Here is a 21083-nt window from a genome sequence, read left to right as displayed (position 1 = left end):
GACGAGGTGTTGAATTTGATTACTACAACTGTTCTAACAAGAGAAAATATTTTATTGAACGCAAAGGTGAATACAAAAGAAGAGGCAATCAAACTCGCAGGAAAAATATTAGTAAACAATCGCTATGTTGAAGAAACCTACATTGAGAGAATGCTAGAGAGGGAAGAGTTGACGTCTACTTATATGGGGAACTATATCGCAATCCCTCATGGCACAGAAGAAGCTAAGAAAGATGTCCGCCAATCCGGTATATGCGTCATTCAGATTCCGGATGGAGTAGACTTTGGTAATGGGAACATTGTAAAGGTTATGTTTGGGATAGCAGGTAAGGACAATGAACATCTTGACATTCTTTCAAATATAGCGATTGTCTGCTCAGAGGAAGAAAATGTGCATCGAATTATCGAATGTAAGACAGAAGAAGATATTCTTTCCATGTTCAGTGAGGTGAACTAACATGCTGGCAGTTCATTTTGGAGCAGGAAATATTGGAAGAGGATTTATAGGACAATTGCTGTATCATTCTGATTATGAAGTATGCTTTGTGGATGTTAATGAAAAGGTTATTGATGAATTGAATCATAGAAACGGCTATACAATTTTGCTCGCAGATGATTCACAAGAGGAAATCTCTATTAGTAATGTAAGAGGTGTTAACAGTCTTAAACATCCAGAAGAAGTAGTCGAACTGATCATAAAAGCTGACATTATTACAACGGCAGTAGGACCAACTGTTTTAAATAGAATTGCAGAACTTTTGGCAAAAGGAATCCGGGAAAGAATCTATAAGAATCCAAGGCCATTAAATATTATAGCATGCGAGAATATGATTGGCGGGGGAGATTATCTGCAGCAAGAAGTATGTAAGCATCTCACGGCGGATGAACAAGAACAATTCCTTCCATATATAGGTTTTCCAAATGCGGCAGTAGATCGGATTGTACCCGTACAGAATCATGAAGATCCCTTATTAGTTACGGTAGAGCCTTTCTACGAATGGGTAGTGGATTGTTCCGGAGTAAAAGGGAAAATTCCACTTATTAAAGGCGTAACTTTTGTAGACAATTTGCTTCCTTATATTAAGCGTAAGCTGTTTACGGTAAATACAGGGCATGCTATTACAGCGTACTTAGGCCACTACTATGGGTTGTCCACCATTGAAGATGCAATTATAAATCCTAAGGTTCGAAGTATAGTGGAAGGGGCTTTATTCGAGACAGGTCAGCTGCTTATACAAAAGTATCATTTTGATATAGAGGAACATGGAAGATATATAAATAAAATTTTAAAACGATTTGAAAATCATTATATCTCAGACGATATTGATAGGGTTGCACGGTCTCCGATTCGCAAATTGGGTACGAATGATCGATTTGTCAAACCTGTGAGAGAGTTAATGGAATTAGGTATTAAACCTAATTATCTTATAACGGGTATTGCAGCTGTATTGCTTTACAGAAATGATGAGGATCCTGAAGCTGTAGAATTAAGAAATTTAATTTTTAATCAATCCATAGAGGAAGCATTAGAAAAATATTCTGAAATTTCAGTAAACGAAAGCCTTACTGCTAGTATTTTAGAGAAATATTATGAGTTGAAAAATGTAACGGAAAAGGCATTACTTTAATTTTAAAAATACCCGTTAGGGTATTTTTAAAATGTGAATAATATATAGTAAGAGAGCAGCCGTCCTATGGTTTGGCTGCTCCTTTTGGTGTTAAAATAGACCATTCTGCACTTTTATAGTTCGTAAACTCATATCAGAAAGCTAAGTATCTCTGTTTCTTCATTGTTTCCCCGACTGCTTCTTTAGCTATGGACAGCAACATGCTTTGTGTTCGGATTTAAAAACAAGGAACTGAACGTACGGGAATTTCCAGTTTCCGCTTCGCTGACGCCGGAACACTATGCCGAACTCGGCTTCGTATGGAAGGACGATCGAACCATTATTACTTCGAGGATGGAAGATCGCGAATGGTCGAACGATGCTTCCAAGCACCCATTGCCGTCTTTGTACCTAGTAAACATTCAGAATAAAGCACAAACCAAAATTACCAGCTCTCCAAAAGGGAAAGGGGATTACAAAAGTTGTTTGGTTTCATTCAGACTCCCTCATGGGAAAACGGAATCTTTGGACTGCAAACTCTGATGGAACGGAAGCAGTTGAATGGCTAAAAGACACGGATACGATTGTGTTTTATGAGATATAAAACATTCATCTCAAACTGAGCTTTTGATCAGTCTTTTCTTAACCCACAATAATGTCTTGACGTAGTTATTTACTCGAACGTGCCCCTTTTACAAAAATAAATTCTAAGCGGCTCAACTAACAATCAGTGGGGGAGGATGCCCCCCACTGATGAAATTTCACTTTATGCTACAGCCGCTGAGCCCTTTTTCTGTTTTTCCTTATGCTTTTTCTTTTTCTTATACCACCACATATATGTACCCGTAAACATCAGAACGGATGGGGTAAGGCCGCCGATAGCATACAAAATCTTTGTAAACAAGCCGCCAAAAGCACCTGTATGTAATGGGAAATGCCATATTTGATACGTAAGTCCGCTATCAACTTTTGGATCTAACTTAGCTAACACCTTTCCGCTGTACTGGTCTAACCATAACCTTACATTTCCGTGGCCCGGATCGTACGGGCGGCTTAGGCGGATTTCTACTACACCTTCTGGCTTCCCTTTTTTCGGCTTCTCTGGCATTCTAAGCTGCATAATCGTTCCGTCCGACACTGTTTTTTCGGCCGTACTTAACAAGCGGTCGATCGGAAGCTTGCCTTCTGAAAGCGGTTTTGAAATAAGGCTCTCTTTTGGCGGCATGATCTTAGCTTTTGCATGAAACCAGCCAAAAATGGTTTCATCATATGCAAAAAGGGCCCCCGTCAACGAAACGATCAACAAAAAAGGAACGGAAGCTCCGCCAATAATTTTATGTATATCATATTGTTTGACATAGGGGTTTGCACTGCGTCGCATAACAAAACCACGCGTCCATTTTTTAATCCCAGGCCACCATAAATACAATCCGGATAAAATAATAAAAAAGAAAATGAATCCGATAATACCAACAATTTTCTGGCCGTTAAAATCCTTTAGAAGCAAATGTTTGTGAAGCTCTCCTACCTGATTAAAAAAAGTCGTATTGCCTAACTCTCCATTTATGCTCCCTGTTCCCGGATCTACATATACATCTTGTTGCACTTTTCCTTCTTTAAGACGAAATAGATAAACACCTTGAGAGTTTGGTTCATCTGGAGTGTATACACGTTGGATTGCTCCCTTTGGGTGCGATGCCGATACAGCCTGTAGCGCTTGCTGGTACGTAACTTTTTTACCATCTGTCACTTTATACAAGTTAGGGTGCAGCAAGTGATTTAATTCTGGTTCAAAGACAAGCAAACTTCCCGTCAATCCAATCAGCGCAATGAATATGCCCCCTACTAGACTAAGCCATAAATGAACTTTTCCAATCCCTTTACGTAATTTCATAAAAACGCCCCTTTATATGGTAATGAGAATCATAATCAATAATATAAAAGACAATGATTCTCATTGTCAATAAAAATCTGGAATATTTATCCCGTTCTAATCATCCGTAAGACTCAGGTACTATCCAGTTCCAATGACCGACTCTCATAGGGAACATGTTCTTTCTTGCATAGGGGAGACGTCTAGAACAGTCAATATAGGGAAGGGTGAGAAAGTTTTGTAAGACAATTTACAAATGTGTATACTTAGGATCATATCACTCGTGATAAGGGGAAAAAGAGAATGGAGCAGCTTCTGATTTGTGGGCAGCGGCGTATATTGCAATGGGAGGCTGCTCTGACGATTCGTTTGACTATTTTCGGGCATGGCTGATCTACCAAGGGAAAGATATTTTCGAAGCAGCCTTGACGAATCCTGAAACGCTCATTCCTGTATTTGCACAAATTGAGCCTGGGGACGTTCCGGAATTAGAAGAATTGCTTTATATAGCGGACCGGGCTTATGAAGAGAAAACAGGCGGAGATGCTGATGAATACTTCAACTTATACAGCCAACTGAAGGATGGACCATACGGATTTCCTGAAATAGAATTTGACTGGGACGATGACGACGACAGTCTGGAGCGGAAATTCCCAAGACTTTGGGAGCTGTATGGCGATGAACCGATGGGGTGAAAAATGGAAAGGCACAGCAACGAGCTGCTGTGCCTTTTATTGTATTGGATTTTCCAAATAAACGGAAACTTTACTCCCGTCCGTTTGAATATAGCCATTGGACAGCTGTATATATTGCTTTTTATTCTTATCAATTGCCGCATTCAAACGGCTTTCAATGGTGTTTTCAGAAGAAAATACTGTACAAATGCGCGCGATGGTTTGCACCGTTTTTGCATCCTTTGAAGTGGAATCAACTTGAAGGAACAGTGTGTTTCCGTTAAGGCCGATTGTGCCGCTTATATCTTTATTGTTAGTAAAGCCAATCCCGTTTTCTTTAAAGCTTATATCTAGATTCATTTCTTTTAAGGCAGTAATGATTGACCCTGCTGCATTGACAAGCTTTCCGTTTACTTGATCCAGTGAACCTACGCTGTTGCCGACTGTATCCTTTACATCTTGGACTTTGCTTGTAATGTCGTCTTTCATCGTTTTAATTTCATTTACTGTATTGGAAAAACAACCAAATTGCGTTACTAAGCATACTGCACATAAAAATCCAGCCGTTTTACGTAACAAAAACGCCACTCCCTTTTTTCTGCATTTCCTCCATTATAGCAGCGTGCTGCCATAAAAAAATGATTAAACTTGCGGAATTGAACTGCCATCTCGTATGTATATGATGGTTTTCTGTCCAGTTTTGCACATAATAAGAAAAAACAGAAAGGACGTAACGTCATGAGGCAAAATAAGACTGGTGTTGAGATTGAAGGCATGGTTCTGTCTAATGAGGAAACCGGCGCAGTAGCACACGAGGAGTTTCTGCTGGCCTTCACGCAGTTTGTTCATGAAAAAGGATGGGTTTTTGCGGGAGCTACGAAGCAAAGCAATGCGGAACAGAATGATTGAACAGAAGAAAGAAGGCCTGGGCAGATGAACCTCCCCCACTTACTCGCTTCCGCTCCTGAAGTGGGGGTATTCTCGCCTAATTTATGACAAATAAAAATTCACTTACTATATACAAAGATTTTGATTTTTCTCGTAATATATAGGTAGCAATACATATGTCATAATGCAGCCTATACGAATAAAGGAAAAAGGGTGATGAACATGAAGGGGAAAAAGGTGTTAATTACGAGCGGCGGATGCTTGGAAAAATGGGACAATGTCCGAGGGCATACGAACATGGCGAAGGGAACAATCGGCCGCCTTATGGCAGAAGAAGCGTTGTCTCAAGGTGCGTCTGTTATATATTTACATGGATATTTTGCACAGAAGCCTTCTTTCACAGAAGGTTCTGCTTTACAATTGTGCAGCTTTGAAGGAATTTTGGATTTGCAGGAAAAAATGAAAGAAATCCTCACAAATGAGCAAATTGATGTGGTGATTATGGCAGCGGCTGGTTCAGATTGGATTGTGGACAAGATGCTGACGCAAGACGGTGAGGTTATATCGCATAATGGGAAAATATCAAGCGATAATCCGCCGATCATTCATTTCAAAAAAACACCGAAGGTCATTAATCAAATTAAAAGCTGGAGCCCTGACACACTGTTAGTCGGTTTTAAGCTGGAAAGCGATGTAGATCAGAAAACGCTGTTGCAAAGAGCGGCCGTCAGAATGGAAAGCTCAGGTGCTGAAATGATGGTTGCCAACTCATCGGATTCTTTATACACCCATGCGGCTGTACACTACATCATGGACCGGGAAGGCCACGTTGTGGAATGTTCAAGCAAGGAAGAGACTGCTAAGCAAATCATCCGAGAGGTCGCGCGACGTGCAAGCAAGCTGGTTGAAATAAAATAATTTCAATACGATTTCTCTTAAAGAGACATGACAAGGAGTCGTTTCAGTATGACTCCTTGCCATGTCTCAGAGAGGAGAGAAGTCAGAGGATAGTATTATAAGAGAATTTCAGGAAAAGCTTCGGGCAGAGGTTCAGATTGTTTCTTATCTTGCATGTGTGGAAAATATATTTACTGTGGAAGAGGAGGTAGGACACGAGATTACACAGTTATATGTGCTGCGTTTTAGTGATTGTATGAAAAAGAAGAATTCACTGTAACGGGAGAAGAAAAAATCACAAAAGCGGTGTGGTGCATATGGAGGAGTTTTTTAGTGAAAGGAAGACAGTGTATCCGAACGGGTTGACGTAGATATTAGAGAGATATTTAAAAAATAGTGAGACGGAGTGCTGAAGGAGGAAGGGGGTTGCTTCTAAAATGGATGATCTGTCAGGCGGAAGAGGAGAAAAAGGAACAATTTAGCCAAGCCCAGCAAGGCTGGAGCAGATTAACGGAAGTGCCCGGTTTATGCAAATTGGAGGATGGAATTGTCATGATCCGAATGAAGCGTGTATTTTGGCGGTTTGGCAGGATGAGACGAGCTATTGGAGCTTCATGACAGCATAGACCCTATATATAAAGGAATTCAGCAGCAGGGAACCTACGCATCCATTACCGTAGACTTATACCAAATGGTTTATGAAATAAGTAGCTTCCAGCTAAAACATATTCCTAAAGAAGACTTTTTTTGTTACAGACGCCGCAAGCATTGGAATGCAGGCATGTTAAAAAATCCGTTGACAGATATAGTCGGCAGCGGTATAAAAAATAAAGATGAGTATGTAATTTTTTCTTTTCAAAAGAACAGTCAGGTCCATAAAAATGCAAATAATTCTGATACAGAAGAAAAATTTATTTCTTTAGTGAAAGAATGGCAGGTTTTTTTATTATAAGTGACGTATAATAATGATTAATACACTGCTTGCGAAGCAGGTTTTCCATTTTTGATGAGAGGAGGAGATATTACTCTGAAATTACGTCAATAGGATGTGTGGAAATATTTTGAATACAGATTTTTTATAAAATGTAAGCTTATATATTGTTAAATAAAAAAGAGTTTGATATATTATTAACTTAGAAAATGATGGAATGAGAGCGGGAGAAAGTGCTTCGAAATTTTCTCTGACAGTTCATTTTCTCACAGAAATGGGGAAGTAACCGGGGTAAAATGTAAAAGGATAAACCGGGAGAAGTTCAAACAGTGGGTTTCACACTTTTACAGCTTTTAAGAATATGTATGTTCGGGTGATCAAAGTGCACACAGAAGAGCAATTATTGATGAAAATTGGGAGTACGATTAAAACCAAAAGAATCAGAAACGGACTGTCGCAGGCTGATCTTGCGGAACAATCCAACCTGCATAAAAACTTTATCGGAATGGTAGAACGCGGGCAGCGGGGCGCCACAATTACGTCCTTGCAGAAGATTTGCCTGGCACTGGGAATCAGCTTAGGTGAATTTTTTCAATCTTTGAATATGTAAATCGTTTTTTTTCTGATCGTTGGTTTCATATGAATTGGCAAAGGTGCTGGAGAATGAAGAATTGGACAGTGAATAGGATTTGAAAAGGTATTTATACATCATGTATGAATGCCTTTTTTCATGTACTCATGTAAACAGCGGAATGGCGATCGTAATTAGCACCGCCATAAAAATAATGAGTGCTCTTGCAGGCATATCCGCCCTTAATACTTCCTTCTCGCTCCTATACATGTTATAGTAAAATGCATGTATATACCAAAAGGTTTGGAGGAAATAAACATTGATTCAAGTAAGCAGTGTAAGTTTAAGATATGGTGACCGAAAGTTATTTGAAGATGTAAATATCAAATTTACGCCTGGTAACTGCTACGGTTTGATTGGTGCGAACGGTGCCGGAAAATCTACGTTTTTGAAGATTTTATCCGGTGAAATCGAGCCAAATACAGGTGATGTAATCATTACGCCCGGCGAGCGTCTTGCAGTATTAAAACAGAACCACTTCGAGTATGAAGAGTTTGAAGTATTAAAGACTGTTATTATGGGGCATGCCCGCTTATACCAAGTCATGCAGGAAAAAGATGCGATTTATATGAAAGAAGACTTCACGGATGAAGACGGCATGCGCGCTGCTGAATTGGAAGGCGAATTCGCGGAAATGAACGGTTGGGAAGCGGAAGCTGATGCGGCGATTCTTTTAAAAGGTCTTGGCATTGAGGAAGATCTTCATTATAAGAAGCTGTCTGAATTGACTGGCGGAGAAAAGGTGAAGGTGCTCTTGGCGCAGGCTCTATTCGGCAAGCCGGACATCCTTCTTCTAGATGAGCCGACGAACCATTTGGACATTAAAGCCATCCGTTGGTTAGAAAACTTCTTATTGAACTTTGAAAATACTGTTATCGTAGTATCCCATGACCGCCACTTCTTGAATAAAGTGTGTACGCATATGGCGGATCTTGATTTCGCCCGCATTCAAATTTATGTGGGGAACTATGACTTCTGGTACGAGTCCAGCCAGCTTGCATTAAAGCTGACGCAGGACGCGAACAAGAAGAAAGAAGAGAAAATCAAAGAATTACAAGGCTTTATCGCGCGATTCAGCTCCAATGCTTCCAAAGCAAAGCAGGCGACATCTCGTAAGAAGCTATTGGATAAAATCACGCTTGATGATATTCGCCCGTCTTCCCGCCGCTACCCGTTCGTAGGCTTCACGCCAAACCGTGAAGTAGGCAACGACTTGCTTCGTGTAGAAGGCTTAACGAAGACGATCGATGGCGAAAAAGTACTGGATAATGTGAGCTTCACAGTAAACAAAGGCGATAAAATCGCGTTTGTCGGCCGAAACGAAGCGGCGAGCACAACATTATTTAAAATTTTATCAGGTGAAATGGAACCCGACAGCGGAACGTATAAATGGGGTGTAACGACGTCTCAGGCATACTTCCCGAAAGACAACTCCGCTTACTTTGAAAACAGCGATTTTACGCTTGTAGAGTGGCTTCGTCAATTCTCACCACAAGACGAGTCCGAAAGCTTCTTGCGCGGCTTCTTAGGAAGAATGCTGTTCTCTGGTGAAGAGGTATTGAAAAAAGCGAGCGTTCTGTCCGGAGGCGAAAAAGTGCGCTGCATGCTTTCTAAAATGATGCTGAGCGGCGCGAACGTTCTGTTGTTCGACGAGCCGACGAACCACTTGGACTTGGAATCTATTACAGCGCTGAACAACGGTTTGATGGCTTTTAAAGGCACAATTCTGTTCACATCTCATGACCATCAGTTCGTAGAAACGATTGCAAACCGCATTATCGAAATTACGCCAAAAGGTGTAATAGATAAACAAACAACATACGATGAGTATCTTGAAAACGATGAATTGCAAAAGCGCGTAGAGGAAATGTACGCATAAAACAGGAGGGGATATCCCCTCCTGTTTTTTTCTGCACTTGAGCGAGCGGATTGCGCTTTTCGAGATGTCTAGCTCCACCGGCCAGCTTCCAATGCCAAAATAGCCTTCCCCGATGCATTGGCAAAAAGCTCCTTTCTTGAGGAAAGAACCTTAGGTTCTGTGCCTGAACGAGCCGGTTTTGGTTTTAGAATTATTTTACAAATGTGTCGAAAAATAAGATTTTGTTACCTCTTGTCTTAATCGATTCGATAATGTAATATTTAAAATATTCAGAATAATATTCTTGGATTATTGGGGGGTACAGAAATGAAGAAGAAAAAAGGGTTGTCGATGCTTCTGGCAGGGGTGCTGATGAGCAGTCTGTTAGCGGGATGCGGCAGCAGTGAAAAAACGAGCACAACGACTACAAGTGAACCAAAGAGTGATAGCAAAGTAATTAAGATTGTTTCCCAATCTCCGCTTTCTGGCGGCTCCGCTTCCTTCGGTGAATCTATGAAGCTCGGGGCGCAGCTGGCGGTTGAGAAACAAAAAGAAGAGTTTAAAAAGCTTGGCTTTGATTTACAGTTTGTACCTTACGATGATCAAGGGGATCCGAAAAAAGGGGTGGCGAATGCACAAACAATCGGTGCGGATAAAGCTGTTCTTGGCGTAGTCGGCCACTTAATGTCCGGCGTGTCCATCGCGGCGTCTGAAACGTATGAGAAGCAAAGTCTGGTGATGGTTTCTCCGTCGAGCACAGCTGTTGATTTAACAGAGCGCGGCTTAAAGTCAGTGGCTCGCCTCGTAGCGCGCGATGACTTCCAAGGACCTGCGGCAGCGAAATATGCGGTTGATACGCTGAAAGCAAAAAATATTTTTGTCATTCAAGATAAAACAGCTTACGGCCAAGGACTTGCAGACGCTTTCAAGAAGGAAGCTGAAAAGATTGGCGCAAAAGTAGTGGCGTACGAAGGGATTACGAGCGGTGAAAAGGACTTTAACGGCGTGCTGAACCAAGTGTTGTCCAAGAAGCCAGACCTTGTATACTTCGGCGGTCTTTATGCAGAAGGCAGCATTTTAGTGAAGCAAGCTCGTGAAAAAGGCATAAACGTGCCGATTATGGGCGGCGACGGAATTGACTCTCCGACGATGGCTGAAGTAGCGAAGGATGCTTTAAAAGATACGTATTATACAACAGTTGCGACGTCTCCTAGCACAACGGATAAAGGCAAAGCCTTCATGGATGAATACAAGAAAAAGTTTAATAAAGACACTGAAGCATACTCTGCATACGGCTATGATTCTGCGGGCATCATTTTGCAAGGCATTAAAGATGCTGTTAAGAAAAACGGCGGCAAAATGCCGACGCGCGAGCAAGTGCGCGATGCCGTACGCGGCGTGAAGGAATATGATGGCGTCATTACAAAAGTAAGCTTTGATGAGAAGGGCGACAATAAGAACGCAAAAGTGTACATTTACAAATTTGAAAACGGTGCATACCCTGGTAGACAGCAAGGGGAAGTGAGCAAGTAAGAGAAAAGGCGTTCCGGCTAAGAGGGACGCCTTTTTCATATTTACTATAACGAAACGAAAGGAAGCGAACTGTGCAATTCGCAATGATAGAGATTAATCAAATCTCTTATTTTATACATTGATGCGCATAGTGAGAGTTCAAAATATAAATTTTTTAATATATATGACAATGTGAATGAAAACTATATATACAAGTGAATGAAAAAAGCATCTTTTTATAGTGGGGAAAGATCATCCGGCGACGTGCAGAAGCGGGCAAACCTTTGGTTCATGTAAGGGTAAACCAGAGAGAAGAAGCATGCAATACTCCCTTTTGGTTGCACATAGCACATGGGCATATCGAATTTATAATTCACTCATATATAAGTTCAATTTGAAAATTCGACATAAGAAACGAGCATGATATGTCGGAAAATTAAGATGTATTTATATATCATTTTCCTGCATTATATTTCTCTTAAAGTAATGTAGATATTATTTTTACATAATTAAAGGTGTGTGATTAGATAAGTGTTGTATATTATTTTATTGCATGACATTGCAAAAATATGAAACGGTCATTAGCTTTTTTGAAGTCGTGATGGGAAATGGATTTGCAGGATTTGTCGTGAATTTTGAAGAAGAGGAATTCAAATAATTGCTCAACTTGTGCGGATAAAGGAATGTTTAGTTCTGCCTCTTTATTAACGTTTTCTAGACGGAGCACATACACTGTAAATAGCTATCGTGAGGAGAGGTGAAGGAACGTGTCATACGTAATTAATATTCAGTCCATTAAAATTAATACGATGGCTAGCAACGCTTCTTTAAATATTGGACCTGCGTTTCATAGTAAGCAAAACGCTGTCACGCATGCACAAGGAAGCAATATTTCAAACGGCGATCGTTCCCCAACCAAAGCTTATATGCAAAATACATTATGGAACACTGGAAATCAAAATGATGATAACAACGATGACAAGCAAGAACCGGAGCATCTTTGGAAAATTGGCGGACAGGATGTTCTTCCGCCCCACCCTCATGCAGGAGAAAACGAACAAATGAAATGATAGATGATTATTTAGCCTTTTACAATTAACATTTTTAATATTAAAGTTCACTATATACAAGTGAATAAAAAAACGTTGATAGTGGGGAGAGATTAAAAGACGTGCAGAAGTGCTCAAACCTTTGGTTTATGCAAAGGTAAACTAGAGAGAAGAAGCATGCCATACTCCCTTTTGGTTGCACATCGCACATGGAAATATCAAAATTATAATTTGAACATATCCCTGTCAAGTAGACAGTGTTAAAAAAGCCTTATTGAGCTATGCACCAACTTGAGTCCTGTATTGTACAGGGCTTAGGTTTTGTAATTTTATTTGGATTCGCTCCTGGTTATAAAACGTGATGTATTCATGCGTGGCGGCTACAACTTCCTGACCTCTTGAAAGTCATGCAGAAACATTCCAGCTCCTGATGAGATATGCTGCATGTTGCAAATTTATACAAAATTAGGGAAAAGAAGCAAAGAATGCTTCTTTTCTTTACTAATATTTTACATAATTGCGATGAATGTTACTGTAATAAAATAAATTTTTAATTTTTCACTAACAATACTTTACAAAATTTAAAAATTTAGTAGAATAATAAGTGATAGAAATCTTCTGACAATTCTATAAATGCTGTATTTATAGAATTGTCAGAAGATTTCTATTAAGTCAAAGGATATATATATTTTTAAGGAGGGTACATAAGTATGAAAAAGAAAACAAAACTAGCAGCTGTTGTTGCTCCGGTTTTAGCTGTAAGTATGGCTTTGACTGCATGCGGCAGCGACCAAAAGGCCAACACTGAAACGAAGGATGGAAACAAAGGTGAGGCAAAATTAGCCGCGAAACAAGTAATCAACTTACTTGAACTCCAAGAAATTCCTTCTATGGACTCTTCTCTTGCAAAGGACGAAGTTTCTTTCATCGTATTGAATAACGTAATGGAAGGCTTGTATCGTCTAGACAAAAATCAAAAACCAGTTCCTGGTGTTGCTGATTCTTATACAAAAAGTGACGATGGCAAAACATATACATTCAAGTTGCGTAAGGACGCTAAATGGTCTAACGGCGACCCTGTAACAGCGAAAGATTTCGTGTTCGCATGGAAACGTGCTGTAGATCCAGCTACAAAGTCTGAGTATGCGTATATCATGTACGATGTGAAGAACGCAAATGCAATCAATGAAGGAAAAGCGGCACCTGATACGTTAGGTGTAAAAGCTGTTGATGATTATACATTGGAAGTGCAATTAGAGCAGGCGGTTCCTTACTTCCTTGATCTAACTTCTTTCGCAACGTTCTATCCGTTAAACGAGAAATTTGTGAAAGAGCAAGGTGATAAATTCGGTCTAGAAGCAAGTACCACGCTTTATAACGGACCGTTTACATTGTCTGATTGGAAGCACGAGCAAGGCTGGAAATACAAAAAGAACGAAAAGTACTGGGATAACAAAAACGTTAAACTGAGTGAAGTCAACTTTAGTGTTGTGAAAGATGTAGGAACTTCCGTAAACTTATTCGAAGCAGGGGATGTAGACCGTGTAAACCGGATATCATCTGAATTCGTGGATAAATATAAAGGAAATAAAGAAATATTCGTCCCAGAGCAAGACGCAGGCACATACTTTTTGCGTTTAAACCAAAAGCGAAATGGCAAAGACACAGTGTTTGCGAACAAAAATGCTCGTTTAGCGATTGCTAAAGCGTTTGATAAGAAAGCATTAGCAAACGTTATTTTAAATGATGGTTCTACCGCTGCGGACTACCTTGTAGGAAAAAATTTCGTAAAAGGTTCTGACGGCAAAGATTTCCGTGCGAAATATGGGGATTTATTGACCACAGATACAAAGAAAGCAAAGGACTATTGGGACAAAGCGAAGAAAGAACTTGGTACAGATAAAGTCACTATTGAACTTTTGAACTACGATACTAGTACATCTAAGAAGACTGGTGAATATCTCAAAGACCAGTTAGAGAAAAATCTTCCTGGCTTAACGGTTAACATTAAGCAACAGCCGTTCAAGCAAAAGCTTGAATTAGAAACAAAAATGGATTATGACTTCTCCTTCGCTGGTTGGGGTCCGGACTATCCAGATCCAATGACATTCTTGGATATGTTTGAAACTGGAAATTCCCATAACGAAATGAACTACTCTAACCCAGAATACGACAAAATCATTAAAGCTGGTAAGACTACATTGCTAACAAATCCGAAAGAGCGCTTGGATCAGTTAGCAAAAGCTGAAAAAATCTTGCTCGATGATGCCGCAATCGCGCCAATTTTCCAACGCGGAGACGCTAACATCCAGCGTCCGTTTGTTCAAGGTATCGTAAGACACAATTTTGGTGGCAGCTATTCTTACAAATGGGCTTACGTGGAAGAGCACGACAGCAAAAAATAATAGAAAAACAGAGGGTGCGTGCCCTCTGTTTTTTATTGCACTTTTTTCGTGGAAATCGAATACATATGCAACATGAATCTTAAATGTTAGGAGACTATCATGACGTATTCCTATATTGACTTGCTTGCCTTGCTCGGCGTTGGCAGTGCGCATCCCGGCGGATTTTCGCAGACGAAGCAATTGCTGCGCTCTTTGCCGATTACATCTAAAACGAGCGTATTTGATGCTGGCTGCGGAACGGGAAGAACGGCTGCCTATATCGCAAACGAATACCGCTGTCCTGTCACAGCTCTGGATTTAAATCCTATGATGCTGGAAAAAGCAAAGAAAAGAATGCAGCGGGAAAAAGCGGCCGTAACGCTTATGCAAGGAAACGTTGAGCAGCTTCCATTTCCGGACAGCTCGTTTGACCTCGTTCTCACAGAATCCGTTGCTGCTTTTACACATATCCAAAAAACGCTGAAGGAAATGAACCGAGTCCTAAAGCCCAACGGCTATTTAGCTGGAATAGAAATGACAGTGGAACGCACGCTTCGTCCTGATGAAAAAGCAGAAATTCAAAGACTGTACGGAGCAAATGAATATTTGACTGAGGCAGAGTGGTACAATCGATTGCAGCATGCCGGCTTTTCAAACGTACAAATCGTGCACGGCAGCACAGCTGCAGCTTCGCAATATACGGCTGAACAGCCTGATTGGGACCTGTCATCTCAAATAGATGCCTCCGTGTACAGCGTATGGGCCCATCACGAAACTATTCTCGCTAAGTATGGCCATCTCCTTGGCCACCGCGTATTTATATGCCAAAAGTAAAAGCCAACCGTGGTTGGCTTTTTTCTTAGAAGAAAAACAAAGAAGCTATTGAAATGCCGACAATAAACCCAAATGCAAGCTCAACCGCTGCTCCTGCAAAACAGCAATCATCATCCCAGGAATTGTTATAGCCATAGTCATCGTAGCCGTAAAACTCATCATCATAGAGAGGGCTGTATCCAAAACCACCGTTAAACCCGCGCTGTCTGCGGCGCTGTACAGGCTCAATCCAAACGGAATCCTCTGTTACATCGATAACTCGTCCGAGATGATACATATCGGATCTATCTTGAATGCGGACAACTTGCCCATGATATTTTCTGCATAAATTATAGCATTCATAACGACGCATCCATTTCTGCCTCCTTTCCTGCCAGTTACTACTACTGTATGAAGCTTGGACAATTCATGCTTGTGTATGTATCTATAGCTTGTCTTTTGGCTGTAAATATTTCGTTCATTTCATGCGTACGAATATGGCGGAAGCGGATAGGGAAAAGGAGGAATGTATATACCACCATACTAACGGATACGCTGAAGAAGCAGTCTCGGCGGGAATGAGTTGCGCTGCTTCTCATTTCCATATGTGATATACAGCTTCATGGCATAATCTGCTGTCATATTTTCAAACGGCCGGGCTGATGCATATCTGTCTTAAAACAGGAAATTATAACCTTTGTACAAATCGGAGAAAAGGATGAGCAGCATGAACCAATCAGATCAAATTCAAACATATGAAGTGCCATGGGAAGATTTTATAGGAGCGCTGAGGGAGGAAATGAAAAAGCAAGTCGGGGCGGATATTATCGATAGCATCGTCTGCGACCTGAAGGATGGATTTGAAGTATATACATACATCCAAGGCGATATTGATTTTGAATACAAAGAAGCGCTGGAACGGAAATACGGCACAGATGCGAAGCTGCCGAACATCTTGACGATTGTGCTGCTGGCGTCTATTTATAACACAAAGGAAGAGAATATACGGCTGCACGCGGATAATAAAGAAGATCCAATAGTACAAGTGTATGTAAAACAATGAGTTCACCTGTTGAGGTGAACTTTTTTGCTGTTTAACGAATGGAATATATAGAAAATTTCATATACCAAAATAATATAAGTATTGCAATTATCTGTCAAAATCCGTAGTATTATAGACGATCATATCAATGCATAGGGGAAATGTAATGCTGGCTGAAAAATTACTTTTGCACATATTAATTATTCTTGCACCAATGTTTCTATATAGCGTTTTTCTAGAAAATCGCCGCTTAGGAAAATCACGAATCATGACCGGGCTTTTGCACGGGGCAGCGGCTTTTCTTTGTATGTGCTTTCCTTTTGTCAGCTACGGCTTCCATTGGGATTTGCGCTATGTTCCGTTAGTAATATCCTTCTTATACGGCGGCCCCGTCGCAGGAGGGATCGTGTATGTAATTATTATTGCGATGCGTATTGCCATTGGCGGTCCAGTGCTTTTATACGGCATCGCTATCGTTTCTGCATGTGCTTTCGTTCCATTGCTTTTCTCGGGACGTTTCTATAGATATATGCCAAAACAAAGAGTCATGATTAGTATAATGACGGCAGTATGGTCTGCATTTACCGCATTTTGCACAGTTACGGTATACGTATTTGTAGTGAATGCAGACCGTATTAACGCGAAGCCGATGTACGATCTCGTCTGGATTGGAATTATTCAAATTATGGGTATGACAGTGTCAGCGCTCATGTATGAAAGAATTATTGAAAGAAAGGCCATGCGAAAAGAAATGGAGCGAGCTGAAAAAATGAATACGCTCGGAGAATTGGCGGCCTCTATCGCTCACGAGGTCCGTAATCCGCTCACTGTCGTCAAAGGCTTCCTTCAGCTCATGCAGCAGGAGCAAAACTATCAATACGTGCCGCTCATCTTGACTGAAGTCGAACGGGCAGAGAAGATTATCAGCGACTATCTGAACTTCGCAAAGCCGCAGTTCAGAAAAATAGAGAGCTTTTACCTTAGCAATGTAATTTCGGATGTGATCATGCTTCTCGAGCCGCTTGCCGCTAATAAATATATACAGCTGAAAAGCGAAATACATGTGAATCCGCTTTTAGAAACAGACAGCGACCAGCTGAAACAGGCGCTTATCAATATCATAAAAAACGCGATTGAAGCAACCTCACAAGGCGGGACAGTCGCAATCAGAACGGATGCCGGAAAAGGGGAAGCGCAAATTATCATCGCCGACACAGGAAAAGGCATGACAAAAGAACAGCTCGCCCGCATCGGCACATTATTCTACACGACAAAAGAAAAGGGAACAGGCCTGGGCACGATGGTATCCTTGCGCATCATAGAAGCGATGAACGGCAAGCTCTCATACACGAGCGAACCAAGTGTCGGCACAGAAGCCGTAATTTGCCTGCCTGTAAAAGAAGAAAAACGAATGCGCCGTGCGCAGTAAAGCATCTCTTATTGTTCTATGCAGGACAAGGAGGTGCTTTTTTTAGCAAAGAATGTAACCGCTTACAGAAAACTTTATCCCTACTCCAGTAGGATTTTCCAAGCAATCAGCTATGAATCTCCCCGCTTGCTGTGAGCCTACGCTTTTCATACACTTGAAGTGGGGATATTTTCGCCTAATTCATGATAAAACAGCCGTAAATGGATAAAATAGGTAGGGAAATGTACAAAGAGAGGACCTTATGAATTCCATGGTAAAATATAAGCGATTGATTTTCGTTTTAATGGCCATCATCCTTTTAACCGGCTGTGTATCAGGCACGGCAGATATAAAAATAAATAAGAATGGCAGTGCAGATGCAAAAATTCGCTTTGTGCTAAAGCAGCAAGCTAAAAAATATTTAGCCGGCATGGATCCTTTCACTTCTATGGAATCTATTCTGAAAAATTACGGATTTAAAGTGAAAGAGTTTGACGGAAAACAGGACTTTGGATTTGAAGCGACGAGGCATTATGATTCGCTGAAGGAATTCGAAACGGCAGGAGTACCGGAAGCGCAGCCTGTGAGCGGGGGCAGTAAAGGAAATGATATTGTTTCCGTTAATTACGACACAAAAAAGCAGATGTTTTTTACCGTTTATAATGTTACTAGTAAAATCAACTTTTCTCCGTTGTACGATGATTTTTTACGCTCGTTCAGCCGCGAATTCAGCGCTGCGGATATGACGTCTGGATTTGTCGGCAACGAACTGAGAAAGCAAATGGATCTAAGAGTGAAGGTTTCGCTTCCGGTCAAAGCGAAGAAATCTAATGCGACAAAGAAGTATAACGGAGGGAAGCAGTTGGAGTGGAAGCTGAACCCGGCGCAAGTAAATACATTGAGTATGCAAGTGAAAGTGCCAAATATACGCAATATCATAATAGCGGCAGCAATCGGACTTGCTCTCATGCTTGTTGTTATCATTGTGTGGTGGAAGAAGCGGAAAAAGAATAAAGACAAAAAAGCGTCTTAGTGAAACCAACTCCTCGTATAGTATTAAAGGGGTTGGTTTTTTGCTTGGAAACCATTAGGCTATATATGAGTGAATGATAAATTCGACATTTCCATGTGCCATGTGCAACCAAAAGGGGATATTGTATGCTCCTTCTCTCTGGTTTACCCTTGCATGAACCACTACAAAGGTTTGACCGCTTCTGCACGTCGCCGGATGATCTTTCCCCACTATAAAAAGACGGTTTTTTTATTCACTTGTATATATAGTGTTTTTATGTACCCTATAAAAAAATCAATAAATTATTGACTTTTTAATTCAGACTATTTAGAATTAAGATCAATTAATGAAGTGTAATCCAATATTTGTAATTTCTTATCCAGAGAGGTGGAGGGACTGGCCCTTTGAAGCCTCGGCAGCGGATTCTTTGTAGAGTACTGTGCCAATTCCAGCAAGCAGCAAGCTTGGGAGATAGGGAAAGACGATGATGTATAATTGCGTATGCATATGCATTTTCAGCCTCTTTCTGTTTTCCGGAAAGAGGCTTTTTATATGGAGAAAAAGGGGGCATTGTATGCGATTGTGCTTGAAGATGTACATAAGGTATATGGATCTAAGCAGAAAGCAGAGGCTTTAAAGGGCATTGATTTACACGGGGAACAAAGGAGATTGCAAACAGTAGTTAAAATCATAGACAAATGTAGTCATAAGTAGTGAAGTATACTTATGAAACAATATAAACCAAAAGAATTTTCAGAAATGATTAATGTGTCTGTCCGAACACTGCAAAGATGGGATAACCAAGGTGTATTAACTGCTTACCGAAACCCAAAAGGAAGAAGATACTACACGGATAAACAGTATAGAGAGTACATGGGGATTCGAGAAGAAAATAAAGTAGGTAAGACCGTTATTTACACGAGGGTGTCTAATCAAGGGCAAAAAGATGACTTAGAGAATCAGATTGAGTTTTTAAAAACATTCGCTAATGCAAAAGGAATCATCGTCAATGAAGTAATTACTGATATTGGTAGTGGATTAAACTACAACAGAAAACAGTGGAACAAATTGATTGATGGCTGTATTGAGGGTGACATTTCAGCCATTATCATTGCACACAAAGATAGATTTGTTCGCTTTGGTTATGATTGGTTCGAAAAGTTTCTTCGTAAAATGGGGATAGAAATCATTGTTGTGAATAATGAGAAGTTGTCCCCTCAAGAGGAACTGGTTCAAGACTTAATATCCATAATTCATGTATTTAGCTGCAGGATATATGGATTGAGAAAATACAAAAAGAAAATGTCGGAGGATAAAGAGTTATGAAAAAAGCATACCTGACCGAGATTAAACCGACAAATGAACAAGTAACCAAAATCAATCAAACTATTGGAGTGTGCAGATACGTTTATAACTTATACCTTTCTAAAAATAAAGAGACGTACGAAAAAGAAGGTAAATTTATAACTGGATATGATTTTTCCAAATGGCTGAATAATGAACACACAAAAGTCAGTGACCAGTGGATAAAAGAAGTTTCAAGTAAAGCAGTAAAACAAGCGATAATGAACGGAGAAAGAGCTTTCAAGCGATTTTTCAACGGATTATCTAGATTCCCTAGATTCAAGAAAAAGAAAAAACAAGATGTAAAATGTTACTTTCCCAAGAATAACAAAACGGATTGGACTATTGAACGTCACAAAGTAAAGATCCCTACTATTGGTTGGGTGAAATTAAAAGAATATGGATATATTCCTAAAAATGCAACAGTAAAAAGTGGAACCATATCTCAAAGAGCAGGAAGATATTTCGTATCTATACTTTGTGAAATAGAAAACACGAACACGAAGATAAAACGAAATGAGTCAGGGCTAGGAATTGATTTAGGCATAAAAGAATTTGCTGTTCGTAGCGATGGTGAAGTTCACAAAAACGTGAACAAAACGGAAAACGTAAGAAAGCTAGAAAAGAAATTAAGACGTGAACAACGCTCTTTATCACGAAAATATGAAAATCTAAAAAAGAGAGGTGAAAAATCTGCTACTAAATTAAGAGCGAATATGAACAAAAATATTTTTAGGGTACAAAAGCTACATGCTCGATTAGCAAATATCAGATTAGAGTACGTAAAGTCTGTTGTGGATGATATGGTGACAACCAAGCCAGCTTTTATCACAATAGAGGATTTAAATGTAAAAGGTATGATGAAGAATAAACATCTATCCAAAGCAGTGGCACAGCAGTGTTTCTATACATTTAAAACCTGGTTAATTGCCAAGTGTAAGAAATACGGAATTGAATTACGCCAAGTAGACAGATTTTATCCATCATCAAAAACATGCTCATGTTGCGGTCAAAAAAAGTTGATTTAAAACTATCTGACCGAGTGTATGTATGTGAGTGTGGTCTTGTAATAGATAGAGATTTGAATGCGTCTATTAACCTTTTACAAGCAAAAGAATATATCATTCTAACCTAAATAGATGGTATATGTGTACGGTGGGC

General features: G+C 40.2%; 20 protein-coding genes, 3 pseudogenes and 1 riboswitch. Of the genes and pseudogenes, 19 read left to right on the top strand and 4 right to left on the bottom strand.

Annotated features, from left to right (window positions below; translation table 11 throughout):
* Nucleotides 1-18 precede the first annotated feature (18 nt).
* Together H540_RS0107620 and H540_RS0107615 are read left to right on the top strand one after the other, a co-directional pair.
* The gene (locus H540_RS0107620; protein ID WP_028400124.1) at nucleotides 19-456 is read left to right on the top strand and encodes a PTS mannitol transporter subunit IIA; all 438 of its coding nucleotides are present in this window, start codon (nucleotides 19-21) and stop codon (nucleotides 454-456) included.
* Between the two features lies 1 nt (nucleotide 457).
* Nucleotides 458-1627, top strand: a complete 1170-nt coding sequence (locus H540_RS0107615) for a mannitol-1-phosphate 5-dehydrogenase (RefSeq protein WP_028400123.1) — start codon at nucleotides 458-460, stop codon at nucleotides 1625-1627.
* A 745-nt stretch (nucleotides 1628-2372) separates the two neighbouring features.
* Here the strand turns inward: H540_RS0107615 and H540_RS0107610 are convergent.
* Nucleotides 2373-3500 carry a PepSY-associated TM helix domain-containing protein gene (locus tag H540_RS0107610; RefSeq protein ID WP_028400122.1) on the bottom strand — a complete coding sequence of 376 codons (1128 nt, stop codon included), beginning with the start codon at nucleotides 3498-3500 and terminating at the stop codon, nucleotides 2373-2375.
* A gap of 299 nt (nucleotides 3501-3799) precedes the next feature.
* Between H540_RS0107610 and H540_RS29185 the strand changes: the two genes are divergently transcribed.
* Entirely contained in the window at nucleotides 3800-4174 is a 375-nt protein-coding gene (locus H540_RS29185; RefSeq protein WP_051317022.1) for a DUF4240 domain-containing protein, read from the top strand.
* 36 nt (nucleotides 4175-4210) lie between these two features.
* Here the strand turns inward: H540_RS29185 and H540_RS0107600 are convergent, their stop codons facing one another.
* A complete protein-coding gene (locus tag H540_RS0107600) occupies nucleotides 4211-4732 on the bottom strand; it encodes a hypothetical protein (protein WP_028400121.1) in 522 nt (173 codons plus the stop codon).
* Between the two features lie 159 nt (nucleotides 4733-4891).
* On the opposite strand from H540_RS0107600, the gene H540_RS33045 reads away from it, so the two are divergent.
* The 8 genes and pseudogenes from H540_RS33045 to H540_RS29175 all read left to right on the top strand — a co-directional run bounded on the left by H540_RS33045 (nucleotide 4892) and on the right by H540_RS29175 (nucleotide 11940).
* Nucleotides 4892-5062 (top strand): hypothetical protein, encoded by a 171-nt coding sequence (locus H540_RS33045; protein WP_155890976.1) that lies wholly within the window; start codon nucleotides 4892-4894, stop codon nucleotides 5060-5062.
* Between the two features lie 201 nt (nucleotides 5063-5263).
* Nucleotides 5264-5959, top strand: a complete 696-nt coding sequence (locus H540_RS0107590; RefSeq protein ID WP_028400120.1) for a phosphopantothenoylcysteine decarboxylase domain-containing protein — start codon at nucleotides 5264-5266, stop codon at nucleotides 5957-5959.
* A gap of 420 nt (nucleotides 5960-6379) precedes the next feature.
* Nucleotides 6380-6564 (top strand): annotated as a pseudogene (locus tag H540_RS0107580) (DUF4937 domain-containing protein).
* The gene (locus H540_RS0107575) at nucleotides 6543-6890 is read left to right on the top strand and encodes a hypothetical protein (RefSeq protein ID WP_028400118.1); all 348 of its coding nucleotides are present in this window, start codon (nucleotides 6543-6545) and stop codon (nucleotides 6888-6890) included. The pseudogene H540_RS0107580 and the gene H540_RS0107575 overlap by 22 nt, the downstream one beginning before the upstream one ends.
* 385 nt (nucleotides 6891-7275) lie before the next feature.
* Nucleotides 7276-7479 carry a helix-turn-helix domain-containing protein gene (locus H540_RS0107570; protein ID WP_051317023.1) on the top strand — a complete coding sequence of 68 codons (204 nt, stop codon included), beginning with the start codon at nucleotides 7276-7278 and terminating at the stop codon, nucleotides 7477-7479.
* A gap of 280 nt (nucleotides 7480-7759) precedes the next feature.
* Entirely contained in the window at nucleotides 7760-9379 is a 1620-nt protein-coding gene (locus tag H540_RS0107565) for an ABC-F family ATP-binding cassette domain-containing protein (RefSeq protein WP_028400116.1), read from the top strand.
* 306 nt (nucleotides 9380-9685) lie between these two features.
* A complete protein-coding gene (locus tag H540_RS0107560) occupies nucleotides 9686-10891 on the top strand; it encodes a branched-chain amino acid ABC transporter substrate-binding protein (protein ID WP_028400115.1) in 1206 nt (401 codons plus the stop codon).
* Nucleotides 10892-11637: 746 nt separating this feature from the next.
* Nucleotides 11638-11940 (top strand): spore germination protein, encoded by a 303-nt coding sequence (locus tag H540_RS29175; RefSeq protein WP_051317020.1) that lies wholly within the window; start codon nucleotides 11638-11640, stop codon nucleotides 11938-11940.
* Nucleotides 11941-12198: 258 nt separating this feature from the next.
* Here the strand turns inward: H540_RS29175 and H540_RS31920 are convergent.
* Nucleotides 12199-12300 (bottom strand): annotated as a pseudogene (locus H540_RS31920) (IS3 family transposase); the annotation flags it as partial.
* Between the two features lie 329 nt (nucleotides 12301-12629).
* On the opposite strand from H540_RS31920, the gene H540_RS0107545 reads away from it, so the two are divergent.
* Nucleotides 12630-14324 (top strand): peptide ABC transporter substrate-binding protein, encoded by a 1695-nt coding sequence (locus H540_RS0107545; RefSeq protein WP_028400114.1) that lies wholly within the window; start codon nucleotides 12630-12632, stop codon nucleotides 14322-14324.
* 99 nt (nucleotides 14325-14423) lie between these two features.
* Nucleotides 14424-15137, top strand: a complete 714-nt coding sequence (locus H540_RS0107540; protein WP_034670528.1) for a class I SAM-dependent methyltransferase — start codon at nucleotides 14424-14426, stop codon at nucleotides 15135-15137.
* A gap of 25 nt (nucleotides 15138-15162) precedes the next feature.
* Here H540_RS0107540 and H540_RS0107535 read toward each other — a convergent pair whose 3' ends face one another.
* The gene (locus H540_RS0107535; protein ID WP_028400112.1) at nucleotides 15163-15489 is read right to left on the bottom strand and encodes a hypothetical protein; all 327 of its coding nucleotides are present in this window, start codon (nucleotides 15487-15489) and stop codon (nucleotides 15163-15165) included.
* A 354-nt stretch (nucleotides 15490-15843) separates the two neighbouring features.
* Between H540_RS0107535 and H540_RS0107530 the strand changes: the two genes are divergently transcribed.
* The 6 genes and pseudogenes from H540_RS0107530 (at nucleotide 15844) to H540_RS29160 (ending at nucleotide 21057) form a co-directional block, all read left to right on the top strand.
* Nucleotides 15844-16179 (top strand): hypothetical protein, encoded by a 336-nt coding sequence (locus H540_RS0107530; RefSeq protein WP_028400111.1) that lies wholly within the window; start codon nucleotides 15844-15846, stop codon nucleotides 16177-16179.
* A 145-nt stretch (nucleotides 16180-16324) separates the two neighbouring features.
* Complete coding sequence (locus H540_RS0107525) at nucleotides 16325-17587, top strand: ATP-binding protein (protein WP_028400110.1); 1263 nt, start codon at nucleotides 16325-16327, stop codon at nucleotides 17585-17587.
* Nucleotides 17588-17828: 241 nt separating this feature from the next.
* On the top strand, nucleotides 17829-18599 hold the full coding sequence (locus H540_RS31340; RefSeq protein WP_028400109.1) for a DUF3153 domain-containing protein: 771 nt from the start codon (nucleotides 17829-17831) through the stop codon (nucleotides 18597-18599).
* Between the two features lie 351 nt (nucleotides 18600-18950).
* A riboswitch (SAM riboswitch) is annotated at nucleotides 18951-19056 on the top strand.
* 74 nt (nucleotides 19057-19130) lie between these two features.
* A complete protein-coding gene (locus H540_RS0107510) occupies nucleotides 19131-19292 on the top strand; it encodes a hypothetical protein (RefSeq protein ID WP_155890974.1) in 162 nt (53 codons plus the stop codon).
* Nucleotides 19293-19304: 12 nt separating this feature from the next.
* Nucleotides 19305-19904, top strand: coding sequence for an IS607 family transposase (locus H540_RS29165; RefSeq protein WP_034670527.1), 600 nt, complete (start codon nucleotides 19305-19307; stop codon nucleotides 19902-19904).
* Nucleotides 19901-21057: pseudogene (locus H540_RS29160) on the top strand (RNA-guided endonuclease InsQ/TnpB family protein). The gene H540_RS29165 and the pseudogene H540_RS29160 overlap by 4 nt, the downstream one beginning before the upstream one ends.
* The last annotated feature ends 26 nt before the right edge of the window (nucleotides 21058-21083 follow it).

This window comes from Ectobacillus panaciterrae DSM 19096 (assembly GCF_000430785.1).
Taxonomy (GTDB): Bacteria; Bacillota; Bacilli; order Bacillales; family Bacillaceae_G; genus Ectobacillus; species Ectobacillus panaciterrae.
Note: the sequence above shows the minus strand (reverse complement) of the source record. Positions and strands in the feature narration are given on the sequence as shown.

What these genes read in the sequence shown, in the direction of transcription:
- H540_RS0107615 (WP_028400123.1), top strand. Translation starts at nt 458, where the DNA reads ATGCTGGCAGTTCATTTTGGAGCAGGAAATATTGGAAGAGGATTTATA.
- H540_RS0107610 (WP_028400122.1), bottom strand. Translation starts at nt 3,500, where the DNA reads ATGAAATTACGTAAAGGGATTGGAAAAGTTCATTTATGGCTTAGTCTA.
- H540_RS33045 (WP_155890976.1), top strand. Translation starts at nt 4,892, where the DNA reads ATGAGGCAAAATAAGACTGGTGTTGAGATTGAAGGCATGGTTCTGTCT.
- H540_RS0107590 (WP_028400120.1), top strand. Translation starts at nt 5,264, where the DNA reads ATGAAGGGGAAAAAGGTGTTAATTACGAGCGGCGGATGCTTGGAAAAA.
- H540_RS0107570 (WP_051317023.1), top strand. Translation starts at nt 7,276, where the DNA reads ATGAAAATTGGGAGTACGATTAAAACCAAAAGAATCAGAAACGGACTG.
- H540_RS0107560 (WP_028400115.1), top strand. Translation starts at nt 9,686, where the DNA reads ATGAAGAAGAAAAAAGGGTTGTCGATGCTTCTGGCAGGGGTGCTGATG.
- H540_RS0107545 (WP_028400114.1), top strand. Translation starts at nt 12,630, where the DNA reads ATGAAAAAGAAAACAAAACTAGCAGCTGTTGTTGCTCCGGTTTTAGCT.
- H540_RS0107540 (WP_034670528.1), top strand. Translation starts at nt 14,424, where the DNA reads ATGACGTATTCCTATATTGACTTGCTTGCCTTGCTCGGCGTTGGCAGT.
- H540_RS0107535 (WP_028400112.1), bottom strand. Translation starts at nt 15,489, where the DNA reads ATGCGTCGTTATGAATGCTATAATTTATGCAGAAAATATCATGGGCAA.
- H540_RS0107530 (WP_028400111.1), top strand. Translation starts at nt 15,844, where the DNA reads ATGAACCAATCAGATCAAATTCAAACATATGAAGTGCCATGGGAAGAT.
- H540_RS0107525 (WP_028400110.1), top strand. Translation starts at nt 16,325, where the DNA reads ATGCTGGCTGAAAAATTACTTTTGCACATATTAATTATTCTTGCACCA.
- H540_RS31340 (WP_028400109.1), top strand. Translation starts at nt 17,829, where the DNA reads ATGAATTCCATGGTAAAATATAAGCGATTGATTTTCGTTTTAATGGCC.
- H540_RS0107510 (WP_155890974.1), top strand. Translation starts at nt 19,131, where the DNA reads ATGGAGAAAAAGGGGGCATTGTATGCGATTGTGCTTGAAGATGTACAT.
- H540_RS29165 (WP_034670527.1), top strand. Translation starts at nt 19,305, where the DNA reads ATGAAACAATATAAACCAAAAGAATTTTCAGAAATGATTAATGTGTCT.